This window comes from Corynebacterium sp. ACRQK (genome assembly GCF_022345965.1).
Taxonomy (GTDB): Bacteria; Actinomycetota; Actinomycetes; order Mycobacteriales; family Mycobacteriaceae; genus Corynebacterium.
The window spans coordinates 63247-79102 of record NZ_JAKRMU010000008.1; the positions used below are offsets into that span (position 1 = coordinate 63247).

The window sequence follows — 15856 nt, forward strand, 5'->3', positions numbered from 1 at the left end:
CTGTGTCTATCGCGTCGTCTATCGCGCCCCAAGGAACTGGCACGAACGCCGTCATCTCGCCGATAGCGAGCGCCGCCGTGCGCCGCTCCGACATCTTGGACGCACTGGGGGAGGCAGAGGCAGTCGACATCTTCGACACCATTCGCCCCTCCGCGCCCGACTTCGCCGCCGCCCTCGACGCGGCCTACGGCGCTAAGGTCGACTCCGGAGCCGCTGCCGGTGCTGGTGCCGTACTGCTCGGCACCGGAGAGATCACCTTCGACTCGCGCCTTGCCGCCGCCGCGGGCGCATCCCACTACCTGCTCGCGGGCAGCCCAGCCGACGCCACGGCGCTGCAGCTGGCGTCCGGGCAGCTCGTGCGCTCCGGTCGCAAGCCCGCCGGTATTTCTTTTATTGACGCCACCGCCTCCGCAGCTGCCGCCACAGCCAATGCTGTAGAGGCGGAGGGGCAGGCAATCCGCCACATCGCTCTGGAAGGCATCGCGCAGGCAGCGGTCGGTGGGGCTGATGCTGGTGCGAGTGCCGCGAAGGAGCCCGTGATCGGGCCCGAGCTGTTCGAACGCAACCTGTTGATCAAGGCCCGCGAAAAGAACGCGCACATCGTACTGCCGGAAGGCGAGGACGACCGCATTCTCACCGCGGCTGACCAGCTGCTGCGCGCCAAAGTGTGCCGACTAACCATCCTGGGCAACCCGGACGACATCGCCCACCGCGCCAAGGAGCTGGGACTGGACCTGTCCGGCGCCACTCTGACCGACCCGAGCGAAGGCAACCAGCTGGAAGAATTTGCCGCCGAGTTCGCTGAGCTGCGCAAGCACAAGGGAATCACGCTGGAGCAGGCGCGCGAGACGATGCAGGACATCAGCTACTACGCGACGATGATGGTCCACAAGGGCATCGCCGACGGCATGGTCTCCGGCGCGGCTCACACAACCGCGCACACCATTAAGCCCTCGTTCCAGATCATCAAGACTGTACCGGGTGCGTCGGTGGTCAGCTCCATCTTCCTGATGGTCATGGACGGCGTGCTGTGGGCATTCGGCGACTGCGCCGTGAACCCGAACCCCACCCCCGACCAGCTGGCGGAGATCGCCGCCGTGTCCGCGCAGACCGCCTCGCAGTTCGGCATCGAGCCGAAGGTGGCGATGCTGAGCTACTCCACCGGCACCTCCGGCGCCGGTGCGGACGTGGAGGCTGTGGCCGCCGCCGTGAAGAAGGCGCAGGAGAACAACCCAGACCTCCCTCTGGACGGGCCACTGCAGTTCGACGCCGCAGTGGTGGAATCCGTCGGCCAGAAGAAGCTGCCGGGCTCTGACGTGGCCGGGCAGGCAACCGTGTTCGTGTTCCCGGATCTGAACTGCGGAAACATTACCTACAAGGCGGTCCAGCGCACCGCCGATGCGCTGGCCGTGGGGCCGATCCTGCAAGGCCTGAACAAGCCTGTGAATGATCTCTCGCGTGGTGCGACCGTGCCGGACATTGTGAACACCGTGGCGATTACTGCGATCCAGGCCAACTAGCCGGCAGGCCGGACGAAGAAGAAGAGAGAAGAACAGAGAAGAAAAGTGACCAAGTACGTACTCGTCCTCAACTCAGGCTCCAGCTCCATCAAGTTCCAAGTTCTCGACCCGGAGGCAAGCGCAACGGCGGACCCATTCGTCTCCGGCATCGTCGAGAAAATCGGCGAAAAGAAGGGACACATCCAGATTCAGACGGAAACGTCGAAAATGGAAGACAATCGCCCTATCCTCAGCCACTCTGTTGGCCTAGAACGCGCCTTCGGCATGATGACGCTACTGGGCGTCGGACCCCAAGACCTAGACCTGGTAGCAGCAGGGCACCGCGTGGTCCACGGTGGCGCAACGTTCACAGAGCCCGTGCTCATCGACGACGAGGTGATTGAGCAGCTCAAGGAGCTCATCCCGCTGGCGCCGCTGCACAACCCCGCCAACATCGACGGCATCGAAAACGCCCGAGCGCTGCTGGAACACGTCCCGCACGTGGCAGTGTTCGACACCGCGTTCTTCTCCACACTGCCGGAGCACGCGGCGAATTATGCCGTCAAGAAGGACATCGCCGACGAGTACAACATCCGCCGCTACGGCTTCCACGGCACCAGCCACGAGTACGTGTCCTCCAAGGTTCCGGACCTGCTGGGCAAGCCCGCCGAGGAGGTCAACCAGATCACCCTGCACCTGGGCAACGGTGCCTCGGCCGCCGCGATTCGTGGCGGTGAAGCAGTAGATACGACGATGGGATTGACGCCGCTCGCCGGCCTGGTGATGGGCACCCGTTCCGGCGACATTGACCCAGGCATTATTTTCCACCTGGCGCGCTCCGGCGGGATGACGGTGGATCAGGCGGATAAGCTGTTGAACCGCGAGTCCGGTCTGAAGGGTATGGCTGGCGTGAACGATTTCCGCGAGCTGAAAACCTTGATCGAGGACGGCGATGAAAATGCTCAGCTGGCCTACGACGTGTACATCCACGCGCTGCGTCGCTTCATTGGGTCTTACATGCTGACCCTCGGTGGCGTGGATGCGATTGTGTTCACCGCGGGCGTGGGCGAGAACGCGGTGCAGGTGCGCCGCGATACGATGGCTGACCTGCAGAACTTTGGCATTGAGATTGATGATGCGCGGAATGAGAACTCCGAGGGGATTGTCGGCGCGCGGGAGATCTCTACTGACGATTCGACGGTGAAGGTGTTCGTGGTTCCGACGAATGAGGAGCTGGCAATCGCGCGCCAGGCGACGGAGCTGGCCGAGCAGCAGTAGGGTCTGCCCGGGGCGCCGGGTTGCTCTGGCTGCCCCTGCTGGCGCTGAAATGTCGTTAGAACGCGAATGCGTGCCTCGCCGTGCGGATTTTGTGCTCACTGGGGCTGAAATGTCGGAGAATTTGCAATTCGTTAAGGGTGGTAATTTTCGGTAATGTAAAGGTGCAGGTTATGGACTTGTGCTCAGTGGTGTCTGATTTCGCCTCTCCACGTTTTGCAACTTTTCCGACATTTTGGTCCGGCGCAAATCATCGGGTACGCAGTTTGGGCGCAAATAGGACAATGTGCGCAGTTAGAACCTGAGGGACAGGTGCGCAGTTAGCGCACAACTAGGACAATGTGCGCAGCTAGAACCAGGTGCGGGGGCGGATCTGGTTGGCCATGTCCACCAGGTCATAGCGGTGGCGGGCGAAGGGGGCCTGGCGAGCCAGTTGGCGCAAGCTTGTCTCCAAGCCGGTCCGCAGGCCACGCTCGGTAAACTGCACGTCAAATAGGGGAGCCGTCGCTGCTTGCCGCTTGACCTGAGAACCTCGCTTGCCCTTGGACTTGCGAGAGCCGCGGCTTCTGCCGTCCCCGGCACCCCCCGCCGCGCCATCCAGGCCATCGCTAGCGCCACGCAGCCAATTCAGGCCCGCGCTCAGCACCGCGATGCGAACCTGCGGCAGGCGCGGCTCGTTGGTCGGCAGCGTCTCCAAACGTCTAGCCGCACGGCGGATGCGGGACTCGGTGAGGCTGTTGGCGTCAGAAATAAGCAACAAAATAGACGTCAACCGTGCCAGACGATTGTGCCGCGAGGCCTGCGGCAGCCGGTCCAACGCAGCCACCGCCGAATCGACCATACCCTCCGCGCGCAGCTGCCTGGCCAGTCCAAACGCGCTGGAAACAGTGGACTGGTTCGTGGCCCACACCAACCCATAAAGGCGCATGGCGTGGAAACGTAGCGAAACCGGATCCAGCGTGACGTGCTCCCAACCGGGTACCCCGGTGTAATCCTTCACCGGCAGCTTCTGCGCATAAGCAAGGGCGGAAGCGGCGCGGGAAACGTGCTCGCTCAGCAGCTTCGTGGAATTCACACCCTGCTGTTGCAGCAACAACTCATCGGTGGCGGCCAACGCCAACTTCGGCGCGGGCTCACCAGGCAATATGTAAAGCACTCGGTTGAAGAACTTCTGTGCCTCCGCGAACTGCCCCGTCAGCAGCGCCGCCACGCCAGAGTGCCACTGGAAGCGCCAGTCTTTCTCCAACCACGGCTTCAGCTCGTCCAGTAGATCGTGGGCCTCGCGGGTCTGGCCCACGTCCAGCAGCGCACGCACCATCGTCAGCGGAATCTCCACGGAGTACTTCAGCTCCGGCTGGGCATAAGCAGCGCGCAGGGTATCCAGCAGGTCCCCGGCCTCGGTGAAGCTGGTGGCGGAAAGCAGCCCATACCCCGGGTCCTGAGAATCGGCCAGCGGGGTCGGCAGGGCGCTCACCACCTCCGGAACGGAGATCTCCACGGAACGCACCACGCCGTCGACCAGCTGGTCGGTACGGAACACAATGTGCTTGGTGCCGAACGTACTGCGCTGCGCGGTGAACCGAGTGTACAGGTGCGGGAAGTGGCGGCCGTCGCGAATGGCCAGGATCTCCCGCAGCACGCCAATCAGCTGGTTCGCCATGGCGGTGGCGGAACTAAAGCGCGCCTCCGGATCCTCGTCCGTGGCCCGCAGCAGCAGGCGGTACAGGGACAGGTACTCGCGGAACAGTGGCTCTTCATCCGGGGTGGGAAGCTGCGGGGCGTAGACTCCGTTCTCCACTGGCAGCTTCACAATCAGTGCGGCCAGGGTGCGGCCGACGGTGTAGATGTCGCTGGCCACGGTCGGTCCGGTCTTGGCAATTTCCGGAGCCTGGAAGCCCTTGGTGCCGAAGATATGCCCGAAGGCGCCGATGCCCGTCACCGCGCCAAGGTCGATCAGCTTTACCTGATCCTCGGTGATGAGGATGTTGTCCGGCTTCAGGTCGTTGTAGACCACGCCACGGGAGTGTAGGTAGTCCAGCGCGGGCAGGATCTCCAGGATGTAACCAATCGCTACGTCCAGGTCCAGCACTCCGGCCGCCAGCTTCCGCCGCTGCCCGCGCAGCGATGGCCCGCCGACGTACTCCATCACAATGAAGCCACCGGGGGAGCGGGGGTCGTCGATGAAGTTGAAGATCTTCACGATTCCCGGGTGCGTGATGTCCGCCAGGAACGCCCGTTCGGATTCCGCGACTGCACGCTCTCGCTCGTTTTCTGTGGCCATCATGCCCTTGAGCACTACGTAGCGGTCGGCGACGTTGTGGTCGATGGCGATGTACACCCAGCCCAGACCACCGTGCGCGATTGGGCCCAGGATCTCGTACTGGCCGGCGATGATGTCGCCGGATTTCAACGTCGGCGCTTCCACACCCTTCTCGATCGCCGAGCTGGGGTCGATTACTGCGTCTTCCGGGTTCGTCGGTGCGATGAACGGAAGTTGCACCATGCCGTCGGCCACGGAGGCGCCGGAGCGGTGGGTACCGCGCCTCTTGCGGAACGTCGATAGTGCTTCGATGCGCGAGCGTTCGCCGGAGTCCACGGCATTCGCCGGGGTGCCCACGGGTTCGGTGTGCTGCACCGTCGCGTCTGTGTCTTCGTCGTCAGCGAAGGGGTCGAAGGCGACGGCTTCGGTGCGCTCTTCTGGTTCGCTGTCGGCGAAGGGGTCGAACTCTACGGCCTCGGTGCGCTCCTCCGGCTCGCTGTCGGCGCGGTCGTTACTCTGCATTGACGTTCGCCTCCCTTCGCCGGATCTTGTTGAGTTCCTTTGTCTCTTCCTCGGTGCGGTATTTAATCGGTAGTGATGACGCCGGCCCTAAGTAGTCCGCCAGCCACTTGTCATAGAGGTTCTTCCACGTTCCGTCGCGCCGAATCCTCTCCATGGTGGAGTTCACTTGCATCACCAGTCCGGTCGTTTTCTTTGGGAAGCCCGGTGGGGAGATAGCCACCGAGTAGTAGCTGGTCTCCGGCGCGTCAGCGACCAGGGTCGTGTAGGGGTCCTGAGCCCGCAGGCCGGTGAGGATAGCGTCATCCGTATAGATCGCATCGGCCTGGAAGCGCTGCATGGCCATCAGGCAATCAGTCCATGCCTGGGTCAGTAGCAGGCGCCCCACGTCGTATTGCTTGATGCGCACCGCGGAGGTCGAGTCGCGCGTCACGCACACTGTCTTGTTGTGCAGGTCGTCGAAGCTTTGGATCTGTGAGTTGCTCAAAACCAGCAGCCGCGAGTGAACCCGCAGGTAGGGGATGGAAAACTCCAGCTTCGCTTGGCGGGAAAGCGTCGGCGACATAGTGCGCACCACAATGTCTACGTCGCCGCTTTTCAGAGCCTCGGCCCGCTCGCGGCTTTCCACGTAGCGGAATTCGATTCTGTTCGGGTCGCCGAAAATGTCGCGCGCGATCTCGCGTGCCAGGTCCACCTCGAATCCAGCGACGTCTCCAGATACCGGGTCGCGGAACCCCAGCCGGTTCAGGGATTGGGCCACGCCAACCACCAGACGACCCCGGCGCATGATTTGCGGCACGCGTTCCTTCGGCTTGCGGGTATCTGGCTTGATAGAGCCAAACGGTTCTTCGTCGCCGGTGTTGTCGATGCTTGCGTTGGTATCTGCTGCGGCGTCACCGTCGTTGGGAACATCCTCCGGCTGTACATACGTTGCGCCGTAGGGTAGGTCGTCGCTGGAATTGTGCTGTACGGAAGGCCATTCCGGCAGGTTGGGGCTTTCTGTGGAACAGGCCGAGGTGGCGGCAATGGCCGCAACGGTCAGGGCGGCGACTACAGGCTTGAACACTTGCTTTCTCATTAGAGGAACTCCTGCAGTCGGGGCCTAGTGCCAAAGAAGACGCACAGCGCGGAAAGCACTGTCAGGGTTAGTACAAGGTTGGTCACGCGGCCGGCGGCGGTGCGGCCTTCCACCAGAATGTCGCGCAGTTCTTCGCGGGTGCTGCTGATGAGCTCCTGCATTTCATTGTCCACGACGGTGTAGTCGGAAGTATCCTCGTCGGCGGCGCGCAGGTCCCTCTTTCCGTCTTGCTTTTCTTCGCTGACCTTTGTGTCCAGGGCCGCGGCCAGTGCTTCGGTGTAGCGGCCATTTTGCAGTTCAGAGACCATCTTTGCGTGAGATTCGTCCCAGGAACGCAGCGCTTCCCGGGCGGTATCGATGCGTTCGGGTTGGCTCACCTGGCTGTGCAGGTCTTCCAGCTTGCTGTCGATGTCCGCCATGGCGTCGGAGAACTCCTGCTGGCGATCCTCGCCGTAATCGCGCTGAATCAGCCCCAGCGCTTCCTGAGTGCGCGACTGCTGCACCGAGATGCGCACTGCCGTGAGCTGCTCGAGTGGCCGCACGGTGCCTTGCACGTCTTGGTTACCCGCGTGCCACGTCAAGGCAGCGCTTATTGACGCCCACACGAGGGCGAACAACATAAGCCCAGTAGCGGCTACATATCCGAGGTTAAACCACCTGTTGGTCAATGCCGCGAGCCAGAATTGGGCTATCACCAGCATGATGATTGCCGCCACGATGCCGGATAGTGGGAACCACAGGGGAGCGGAGAGCTTCGCCTGCTGAGTGGAGACTTCCTCCGAGGTGCGGGAGTAGAGCTCCTGAGCGGCTGGCAGCATCGTGTCCTGCATCAGTGTGGAGGCCTGGGCCAGGTAAGAGGCGCCGACGGGGTTGCGCAGGCGGTCGTGTGTCTGCGCGTTGGACATCAGCTTCACGTACTCCGGCATGGAGTTCTGGATGTGCAGTACCAGCTCCATTTCTCGGGACTCGATGTTGTCAATGCCGCTGGTGGCACGGATCAGGGAGGTCGAAGCGCTGGACATTGCCGCGTCGTAGTCCCGGGTGGCAGTGTCGGTGGTGGATTTGCGCAAGAAGCTGGTGGTGGCCACGGAATCTGCCACGGAAAGGGAGTTGAAGAGTTCCTGCGCCGCGTCCGACAGGGGCTCGGTCCGGCTGACCAAGGTGTTCAGTTGTGCCTGGCGGTTTTGCGAGCTGTAGACCATGGCCCCGCCGGCGGCGAGAATGGCCAAAACCAGGATCGTCGAGACGATGGTGAGTAGGCCGGGGGAGGTGGAGGCGAACTTGAGGAACCGGCGCGGGGCTTCGAGCGCCGGGTTCACAAACCCCTTGAACGAGCTGCCTCGACCGGTGGGGTGCTCATCGCTTTCCATCCACCGGTCTGCCTCGAACGCAGTCACAGGGGGCATAGCCATAAAGTATATACAGCCTAAGTAAACCTCTGCCCACAAACTCTGCTTAAACTACCCTCATTGTGGCAGACTAGAACGCATGATTACGGTCAGTTCCCTAACCAAAGCCTATAAAGGCAATACGGTAGTCAACGATTTGAGTTTTGAGGTCTCACCCGGCATCGTCACCGGGTTCTTGGGGCCTAACGGTGCCGGCAAGTCCACCACTATGCGAATGATCGTGGGGCTGGATGAGCCGACCAAGGGAACTGCCCGTATCGATGGCAAGGCGTATGCCGACTACAAGCGTCCGCTGGAGAAGGTCGGCACGCTGCTGGACGCCAAGTGGGTCCACCCCAACCGCAGCGCCGCGGCACACCTGCGCTGGGTCGCTGCAGCCAACGGGTTCTCAAACAAGCGCGTGGATGAAGTCCTGGGCATCGTGGGCCTGAGTGATGTGGCAGGCCGCAAGGCCGGCAAGTTCTCGCTGGGCATGGGCCAGCGCCTGGGCCTGGCTTGTGCCCTACTAGGCGACCCGGAGGTACTGATCCTGGATGAGCCCGTCAATGGCCTGGATCCGGAGGGCATCCGCTGGGTGCGCGATTTCGTCCGCGCACTGGCGCGGGAGGGCCGCACCGTGCTGATCAGCTCGCACCTGCTCAGCGAGATGGCGCAGACCGCCGACCACCTGATCGTCATCGGTAAGGGGCGCCTGGTGGCTAACCAGAGCACCCACGAGTTCATCAAGTCCACCTCCGAGGTATCCACCGTTGTGCGTACCGATCACATCGCGGAGATGAAGGCCGCGCTGAGGGAAGAGTCTGTTGCCTTCCAGGAGGGGAAGGATCTGGATGGCCGTCCGACGCTCACCATCCCACAGCAGGAAAGCGACTGGATCGGTGCCATGGCCTACAGCTATGGCCTGCGCCTGCGCGAGCTGTCGGAGAAGCGCCCGAGCTTGGAGGATGCATACTTGCGCATGACTCAGGAGCACGTCGAGTACCACGCCAGCGTGGAGGCCGGCAAGGCTGAGGCTGACAAGCAGGGCAAGTCCGAGACAGAGGAAAAGGCCGTTCCCAAGGTGGCGCCAGAAGGGGCTGAGCCCACAGGTCGGCGTCATAAAGAAAAGAGCGCCCCAGAGAAGAGCGCTACAGAAAAGAGCGAGGCAACCGGCAACGCCGTGCGCGTGCAGAAGGAAGGGGACAAGTAATGGTGAACCTGATCAAATCGGAGCTGATTAAGCTCCGCAGCACCAAAGCCCTGTGGTGGACCTCCGGGCTGATCCTGTTCTTCTCGCTCGGCTTCGCACTGCTCAATGGCGCCATGACCGGCTCGCTGTTGACCAGCGAAGAGGCGCAGAAAGACCCAGAGCTGTACATGTCCGTCGTCGCGGGCATCGGCTCTGACATGGGCCTCAGCGGGTTCCTTTCCTTCGGCATGATGATCGTGATGATCCAAGCCGTGATGCTGGTGACCACCGAGTATGGCGCGAACACCAGCAAAACCACCCTGCTGGCCACCCCGACGCGCTGGCAGGTGCCGATCGCAAAGTTCCTGGTCTACGGCGTGATCGCCTCGGTGCTTGCGTTCATTTCCAACGTCGTAGGCACGATTCTCGCTAAGTGGTCGCTCGGCTGGAATCTGGAGGATGAAGAGCTGCTGGGCAAGGTCGGCCTCGGCGCCGATGGCCTGTGGGAGCAGATCGGGCGCATCGAGCTGTACCTGCTGCTGACCATCGCCGCCGCCATCGGCGTGGGCTACCTGGTACGCAACACCGCCGGCGGCATCGCAATCATGCTGCTGTGGAACCTGGTGATCGAGGGCACGCTAGTGCAGCTGGTACCGAAGGTCCGCGACTGGCTGCCGCCGTACATGCCGTTCACTAACGCCGATGCGTACACCGGCATGCGGGATCTCGACGGGGCGCCATGGGGTCAAACCGGCTCGATCCTGTACTTCGCCGCCTGGTGTGTGGTGCTCTTCATCGTCGGCGTAGTGACGCTAAAGAAGCGGGACGCTTAAACGCTTTTTCTTAGTGACGCCCCCTTCGCTCCACCGGCCTTGAGGTGCCGGGTGGGGCTTTTTAGTTTTGGATCTGGCTTGCGTTTACCGGGGTTAGTCGGGGTTGCGCTGCAGGTCGTCGACGAGGGACTCCGCAGCTAGGGAAAGGTTCCGCAGGGCGGGCACGCCGCGGCGCAGTTTAGCGATATCGCGCGCGTCCATCCGGTCGGTGGCCTTTGTAATGATGAGCGCCCACTCGTCAGTGATGGAGTTCATCATGTCCACGCCCTCGTCCGTGAGGTAAAGATCCTGAGCGCGCTTGTCCTCCGGGTTGGCCCGGCGGCGGATCAGCCCGCCGTTGATAAGGCGGCGAACGGTCGCCGAAACGTTAGAGGCGCGGAGGAAGCGCAGGCGGGCGACGTCCGACACACCGCAACCGGGATGCTGGGAAATAAACTGCAGTACCTCGATCTCCGACTGGGAGATCTCCAGGGACTGGTTGGGGCGCTCCATGAGGCGACGGGTGGCGGAAAGAAAGTCGTACACTGCCGTGGCGATCTCTGCGACGTCGATCTCCGGCAGAATCTCGGGTGCCTTGCGGCCGCGTACCGGGGGGTGGGAAGGCGTTTGCGGCGACTTCTGGGGTGACGGGGTCATCGGGCGAAACTTTCTTTTGGTGTGCGTATGTAAGTAACTTGTGATTCACCCTATATGACGGCAAAAGTGCTATTGCACTAATCGGCGATAATGAAAACAATCAATTCGCCAACACGGCGCGCTACTGCAGTGCGCTCGTCAGGCGCGCGACGTTATCCACGTACTGTTTGTGCAGCGGGCGGGTGCTCCACTGCTCGGCGGTCAATAGGGCGGAGCGGCCTCGGTACTCCTCCGTCAGGGCCCGCAGGGCCTCCAGCAAATCGCCCTTGCCGACCATCAGCGAAATCTCATAGTTCAGGCCGAAGCTGCGTATATCCATATTGGAGCTGCCCATCACGGCTACCTCGCCGTCGGCAATGGCGAACTTAGAGTGCAAAACCTTGGGGTATGGGTACAGGTACATGTGCACCCCGGCCTTCAGCAGCTCCGAATAGTACGAGGCCTGCGCGTGGCCCACCAGCATCTGGTCCGACTTCTCCGAGACGTACAGTTCCACTCGAACTCCGCGGTAGCAGGCGGTGGTCACGGCTTCCATGAGGGACTCGTCGGGGATGAAGTACGGGCTAATCAGCTTGAGGGTGTGCTTGGCGTGGTGGGCCATGGAGGTAAACAGGCGCAGGTTCGGCTCCGTGGTGAAGCCGGGGCCGGAGGGAATGATCTGCATGATGTCCGCGCCAGTATCTTGGTCGTGCGTATCCAGCCACTGCTTGGCGTCGGTGGGGTTGATGAGGTCCAGTTCCTCGTTGGTTTCGGTGTACCAGTCCACGGCGAACACCGAGTTGATGGTGCTGACGATTGGGCCGGTAAGCTCCGCCATTACATCCACCCACTCGCGGCCGATCTTGTGGTTCTTCGGCTTTTGGTACGGGGCCTCGATCATGTTTTGTGAGCCCACGAAGGCCACCCGGCCGTCCACGACCACCAGCTTGCGGTGGTTGCGCAGATCGGGGCGGCGGAAGCGCCACTTGAACGGCTGCAGGGGCAGCATGACCTGCCAGTCCACGCCCATGGCCTGTAGCCTCTTGCCCAGCTTCTTGTTGCCCTTGTACTTGTGTGCGCCGATGTGATCCCACAGCACGCGCACGGTGACTCCGCGTTGTGCGGCCCGCCCGAGCGCTTCGAAGAAGGGCTCGGTCGTATCGTCCCAGGCCATGATGTAGATTTCGACGTTCACATAGTCTTTGGCCGAGTTAATCGCGCGGGTCATCGCGGCGATCGATTCCTCGTAGTCCGAATGCAGGGCCTGCATGGTGCCGTTCACGGCGGGCAGTGCCGTGAGCTCCCGGTTGAGCCGCACCAGCGAACGCAGCTCGTCGCTGAGCTCGCTGCCCTCGGGAACGTCAGGCTCGTCGGCGCTCATCGTGCGGATCAGCTCATTCGCCTGGTTCTGGATGCGGTGGCGTCGCCGGTTGATCGCCGGCGATCCCATCAGCAGGAATAGAAAGATGCCAATGAAGGGGATCAGGAAGATGGCGAGTAGCCAGGCCATGGCGGACGTTGGGCGTCGTTCCTTAGGAACCCAGCCCAGCGCAAAGATCTTCAGCGAGTAGTCCAGAACGACCAGCGTGATCTGCCACCACTGCAGGTCGTCCGTGAACTCGCTAAACAGGCCGAGGAGGTCGGGGAAGGGCATGGCTTAAGCCTCGCCGTCAACGTTGTAATCCACGATCACCGGCGCGTGGTCGGAGGCCCCTTTGCCCTTGCGCTCATCGCGGTCCACCCGCGCGGTGGTGGGGGTGATTCCGCGAACATACTGCAGGTCGATGCGCATGCCCTCGCCCTTTTGGAAGCGCATGGCCTGGTAGTCCCAGTAGGTGAATTCGTCGGCGATCAGGTCCGTCGCTGCCATCATCCCCGCGTCCTCCAGGGCGCGCAGCCGGGCGCGCTCGTTGGGGGTCACGTGCGTGCGGCCGTCGAAGAAGCTGCGATCCCACACGTCCTCGTCGCGCGGGGCGATGTTGTAGTCGCCGACCAGGCACAGCTTCTCGCTGCTCTTTCTTTGGGACGCCCCCACGATCGAACCCGTCGCATACGCCGCGAGGGCGTCCAGCCACCGCAGCTTGTAGGAGTAGTGCGGATCCGCGATCTCGCGGCCGTTCGGAACGTACAGGCTCCATACCTCTACGCCGCCGCAGGTTGCGCCGATTGCGCGGGCTTCCAGCGCCTGTTCGGCATCCAGATCCTTGTTGAAGCCGGGCTGGCCGAAGTTGGTTTGCTCGTCCGCAAGCCCCACGCGCGACAGGATGGCCACGCCATTAAAGCTGTGCAGCCCGAAGTGGGCCTGCTCGTAGCCCGTGTCAGTGAAGTCGGGGAACTGCTTGTCTGTGCATTTGGTCTCCTGCAGGCACAGCACGTCCACGTCGCTGCGCTGCAAAAACTCGCGCACCCGTTCCTCGCGGGTGCGTACGGAGTTGATGTTCCAGGTGGCGATGCGCATGGTTAAGCATTCTAGCGCGTGCGCAGACTACGGCTGCGGTGGTGTTCGCTGAAACCCAGCTTGTGGTACAGCGCCTTTCCGGCGGTGTTGGAATCGATAACATCCAGGTAGGCGTGCTCGGCACCGTTGTCCGCACCCCAGCTAAGCAGGTGTTGGCACAGGAGGGTGCCCAGGCCGCAGCGGCGAAACTTCGGGGCCACCGCCACTGCGGAGTATCCCAACCAGCCGTCGGTGATGGTGGCGCGGGTGATGGCCGCGAGTTGGCCGTCGACGGTGAGGCGGGCGAAGCCCAGCTGGCCGTCGATGCGGTGGCACAGCAGGTCCAGGGCCTTCTTCGGCAGGGGCTGGCCGCGGAACTTGTACATGGAGAACCAGTCGGCATCCGGGGTGTCGTCGACGGCCAGCTCGATCCGTGCGTCGGCAAGGGACGGATCCAGCGTGTCGTCCAGAGGCGCGTCCGGGGCCGGGGTTTGCTCTGGATTCACCGCCGAGTCGCCGAGCTCCTTGCTCATCACCAGAATCTCCGGGCCACGTTCGCCCGGCAGGTGCTCGGCGGGTCGGCCGATCCGGTCGGGGATCATCAGCTGGCAGGGCAGGTCGTGGGAGCGGTAGAACTCCTCCAGCTGCGCCAGCGGAACCTCCTGCAACCCTGCGCTGGGGCCGATGGGTACGGCGGAGTTACTGCGCTCGGTGATGCCATCGCCCGCGCGCGCCAGCCATCCGCCGATCATCTGGTTTTCGATGCCGGGGAAGGCCGAGGCTTTGGCGGCCTCGAGGGCGCGGATGTCGCTATTGCGCACTGGCTTGGCGCTGAGGGTCTTCAGCACCACAACGTCCTCGTCGGCGATCACTAGGTCGTCCACCTGCAGCGGATTTATGCTGCGCAGCACGCCGATCGCGTCGGTGACGGCGCTACCCGCCCCGTGGCCGGAGGCGGCATCGCCCGGCACGCGGTAGCGTACGACGACCCGTGTGCCCGGGCGGATGCTCACGGAGTCGGTGCGGCGGCTGATGGGGAACCCGAAGCCCTCCACGCGCCGCGCCCCTGCGTGGGCGGCGGAGAACGTCGTGTCTTTATTCATGTCCGAACGGGTCCTCGTCCACGCCGGGGGTCCAGGTGTTGCCCGCGTGGTCCCAGCCCTCGGCCTTGATGGCCTTCTTGGACTTGCGCTTCCATCGGCCGATCAGGGTGTCGGTGTACAGGAAGCCATCCAGGTGGCCAACCTCGTGCTGCAGGCAGCGGGCGAAGAAGCCGGTGCCCTCGACGGTGACTTCCTCGCCGTTTGCGTCCAGGCCGGCTACCCGCGCCCAGTCCGCGCGGCCGGTGGGGAAGGAGTAGCCGGGAACGGAAAGGCAGCCTTCCTCATCTTCCTCCTCGTCCGGCATGGTTTCTGGGATTTCGCTGGTTTCGAGGACGGGGTTGATCACGCAGCCGCGGCGCATCTCGCCACGCTCGGTATCGGGGCAGTCGTAGACGAAGAATCGCTTGTTTACGCCCACCTGGTTGGCGGCCAGGCCCACGCCGTTGGCGGCGGAAAGCGTTTCGTACATGTCCGCGATCAGCGGGGCGAGGTCAGCGATCTCGCTGGGGTCCACCTTGGTGGTGGGGTTGTGCAGTACAGGGTCGCCACAGATGACGATAGGCATGATGGTCATAACAGACAGTCTAGAATCTAGTTCCATGTTGTCAGACCGAGAGATCGCCATTTTGGAGTTCGAGCGCCGCTGGTGGCTGGATGCCAGCGCGAAAAACGAGCATATTCGCGGCGAGTTTGGGGTGGATGCGGTCCGCTACTTTCAGCAGCTCAACCGTCTGATCGAGCGTCCGGAGGCGCTGGACTTCGACCCCGTCTTAGTGCGGATGCTGCTGCGCCGCCGCGATGAAGAACTCTGACGAAGAGTGACGAAGAGTGACGAAGAATAACGAAGAATAAGGCACCTCGCGTGTCAAGCTTGTTACTAGTGTTACGGGAGTTAAGATTTGTGGCGTGACTGAACCGAATCGACCACGCCATGCACTCGAAGACGACACGGACAATGAGAACCTCGGCCTCCCGCTACGCGGCCTGGCCATGATCCTGATTGCCGTAGCCGTTCTGCTGATCGGCTGGGGCGTATTCTCCCTGTCTGACAAGGACTCGGAAGAAACCGAGCGGGCTAGCCAGACCCAGCAGACGCAAGGTCAGCAGGGTCAGCAGGGTGAGCAAGCTAAGCAGGATGAGAAGGCCCCCGCCCCCGAGGGTGAGGATCCCAAGCGCCCGGACGCGGAAGATGCTGAGAAGCCGAAGCTGGAAGACGAGCGCGAAAACCCGGAAGGTGATCGCGCTGATGGTCGCCCCGAGGGTGACGCTGCAGCGGCGGAAGGTGGCGTCAAAAAAGAAGACACTTACGTAGCTGTCCTCAACAACAGCCCCATCGCCGGGCTCGCCGGCGACGTCGCCAACAAGATGCGCGACCAGCAGTGGAACAAGACCGGTGTGGGCAACCTACCGGATGAGTCGGGTGTCTTCCCGACGTCTGTGGTGCTCTACCCGAAGGGTAATGACGCCGAGCGCCAGCTGGCCGAGCAGCTCGCCAAGGATCTAGGGATCGAGGCACGCGAGCGTGACGAGGCTACCGACCGGGCCATCGAAGGCGTAGAGATGCTGGAGGGGGAGCGCCCCGCGGGTGTCGTGGTTGTGACAACAAATGACATGCCCCGCTAAAGTAAAAGCGTTCTTTTAACTTCTGTCTACATATCTT

General features: G+C 62.7%; 14 protein-coding genes. 6 read left to right on the forward strand and 8 right to left on the reverse strand.

The window, feature by feature from the left end; genetic code table 11:
• Window positions 1-2 precede the first annotated feature (2 nt).
• Entirely contained in the window at window positions 3-1520 is a 1518-nt protein-coding gene (gene pta / locus MHX63_RS09075) for a phosphate acetyltransferase (protein WP_239388288.1), read from the forward strand.
• Between the two features lie 45 nt (window positions 1521-1565).
• The gene (locus MHX63_RS09080) at window positions 1566-2777 is read left to right on the forward strand and encodes an acetate kinase (protein ID WP_239388290.1); all 1212 of its coding nucleotides are present in this window, start codon (window positions 1566-1568) and stop codon (window positions 2775-2777) included.
• 346 nt (window positions 2778-3123) lie between these two features.
• On the opposite strand, the gene MHX63_RS09085 is transcribed toward MHX63_RS09080, so the two are convergent.
• Genes MHX63_RS09085 through MHX63_RS09095 form a run of 3 tightly spaced genes read right to left on the reverse strand, consistent with a single transcriptional unit; the run spans window position 3124 to window position 8043 of the window.
• On the reverse strand, window positions 3124-5556 hold the full coding sequence (locus tag MHX63_RS09085) for a serine/threonine protein kinase (RefSeq protein WP_239388292.1): 2433 nt from the start codon (window positions 5554-5556) through the stop codon (window positions 3124-3126).
• Window positions 5546-6631: a transporter substrate-binding domain-containing protein gene (locus MHX63_RS09090; RefSeq protein WP_239388294.1), complete on the reverse strand. Its 1086-nt coding sequence runs from the start codon at window positions 6629-6631 to the stop codon at window positions 5546-5548. The genes MHX63_RS09085 and MHX63_RS09090 overlap by 11 nt, the downstream gene beginning before the upstream one ends.
• Window positions 6631-8043, reverse strand: coding sequence for a hypothetical protein (locus tag MHX63_RS09095; RefSeq protein ID WP_239388296.1), 1413 nt, complete (start codon window positions 8041-8043; stop codon window positions 6631-6633). Before MHX63_RS09095 ends, MHX63_RS09090 begins: the two co-directional genes overlap by 1 nt.
• Before the next feature lie 76 nt (window positions 8044-8119).
• Here MHX63_RS09095 and MHX63_RS09100 point away from each other — a divergent pair, with 76 nt between their 5' ends.
• Together MHX63_RS09100 and MHX63_RS09105 are read left to right on the forward strand one after the other, a co-directional pair.
• Window positions 8120-9229, forward strand: coding sequence for an ABC transporter ATP-binding protein (locus tag MHX63_RS09100; RefSeq protein WP_239388298.1), 1110 nt, complete (start codon window positions 8120-8122; stop codon window positions 9227-9229).
• Entirely contained in the window at window positions 9229-10041 is an 813-nt protein-coding gene (locus tag MHX63_RS09105; protein ID WP_239388300.1) for an ABC transporter permease subunit, read from the forward strand. Before MHX63_RS09100 ends, MHX63_RS09105 begins: the two co-directional genes overlap by 1 nt.
• Window positions 10042-10134: 93 nt before the next feature.
• Here MHX63_RS09105 and MHX63_RS09110 read toward each other — a convergent pair whose 3' ends face one another.
• The 5 genes from MHX63_RS09110 to MHX63_RS09130 all read right to left on the reverse strand — a co-directional run bounded on the left by MHX63_RS09110 (window position 10135) and on the right by MHX63_RS09130 (window position 14770).
• Window positions 10135-10677, reverse strand: coding sequence for a MarR family winged helix-turn-helix transcriptional regulator (locus tag MHX63_RS09110; RefSeq protein WP_239388302.1), 543 nt, complete (start codon window positions 10675-10677; stop codon window positions 10135-10137).
• A 121-nt stretch (window positions 10678-10798) separates the two neighbouring features.
• Entirely contained in the window at window positions 10799-12310 is a 1512-nt protein-coding gene (gene cls, locus MHX63_RS09115) for a cardiolipin synthase (RefSeq protein WP_239388304.1), read from the reverse strand.
• A gap of 3 nt (window positions 12311-12313) precedes the next feature.
• The gene (locus MHX63_RS09120; protein ID WP_239388306.1) at window positions 12314-13114 is read right to left on the reverse strand and encodes an exodeoxyribonuclease III; all 801 of its coding nucleotides are present in this window, start codon (window positions 13112-13114) and stop codon (window positions 12314-12316) included.
• A gap of 11 nt (window positions 13115-13125) precedes the next feature.
• Window positions 13126-14196: a GNAT family N-acetyltransferase gene (locus tag MHX63_RS09125; protein ID WP_239388308.1), complete on the reverse strand. Its 1071-nt coding sequence runs from the start codon at window positions 14194-14196 to the stop codon at window positions 13126-13128.
• Window positions 14189-14770: a peptide deformylase gene (locus MHX63_RS09130; protein WP_239388310.1), complete on the reverse strand. Its 582-nt coding sequence runs from the start codon at window positions 14768-14770 to the stop codon at window positions 14189-14191. Before MHX63_RS09130 ends, MHX63_RS09125 begins: the two co-directional genes overlap by 8 nt.
• 25 nt (window positions 14771-14795) lie before the next feature.
• Here MHX63_RS09130 and MHX63_RS09135 point away from each other — a divergent pair, with 25 nt between their 5' ends.
• Window positions 14796-15008, forward strand: coding sequence for a DUF3263 domain-containing protein (locus tag MHX63_RS09135; RefSeq protein ID WP_239388312.1), 213 nt, complete (start codon window positions 14796-14798; stop codon window positions 15006-15008).
• 94 nt (window positions 15009-15102) lie between these two features.
• On the forward strand, window positions 15103-15819 hold the full coding sequence (locus tag MHX63_RS09140) for a LytR C-terminal domain-containing protein (protein WP_239388314.1): 717 nt from the start codon (window positions 15103-15105) through the stop codon (window positions 15817-15819).
• Window positions 15820-15856: the final 37 nt, after the last annotated feature.

Bases quoted from the DNA above. Each gene is read 5' to 3' on its own strand.
- MHX63_RS09105 (WP_239388300.1), top strand. From the start codon at position 9,229: ATGGTGAACCTGATCAAATCGGAGCTGATTAAGCTCCGCAGCACCAAA.
- MHX63_RS09095 (WP_239388296.1), bottom strand. From the start codon at position 8,043: ATGGCTATGCCCCCTGTGACTGCGTTCGAGGCAGACCGGTGGATGGAA.
- MHX63_RS09090 (WP_239388294.1), bottom strand. From the start codon at position 6,631: ATGAGAAAGCAAGTGTTCAAGCCTGTAGTCGCCGCCCTGACCGTTGCG.
- MHX63_RS09085 (WP_239388292.1), bottom strand. From the start codon at position 5,556: ATGCAGAGTAACGACCGCGCCGACAGCGAGCCGGAGGAGCGCACCGAG.
- MHX63_RS09120 (WP_239388306.1), bottom strand. From the start codon at position 13,114: ATGCGCATCGCCACCTGGAACATCAACTCCGTACGCACCCGCGAGGAA.
- MHX63_RS09110 (WP_239388302.1), bottom strand. From the start codon at position 10,677: ATGACCCCGTCACCCCAGAAGTCGCCGCAAACGCCTTCCCACCCCCCG.
- MHX63_RS09100 (WP_239388298.1), top strand. From the start codon at position 8,120: ATGATTACGGTCAGTTCCCTAACCAAAGCCTATAAAGGCAATACGGTA.
- MHX63_RS09130 (WP_239388310.1), bottom strand. From the start codon at position 14,770: ATGACCATCATGCCTATCGTCATCTGTGGCGACCCTGTACTGCACAAC.
- cls (WP_239388304.1), bottom strand. From the start codon at position 12,310: ATGCCCTTCCCCGACCTCCTCGGCCTGTTTAGCGAGTTCACGGACGAC.
- MHX63_RS09125 (WP_239388308.1), bottom strand. From the start codon at position 14,196: ATGAATAAAGACACGACGTTCTCCGCCGCCCACGCAGGGGCGCGGCGC.
- MHX63_RS09135 (WP_239388312.1), top strand. From the start codon at position 14,796: ATGTTGTCAGACCGAGAGATCGCCATTTTGGAGTTCGAGCGCCGCTGG.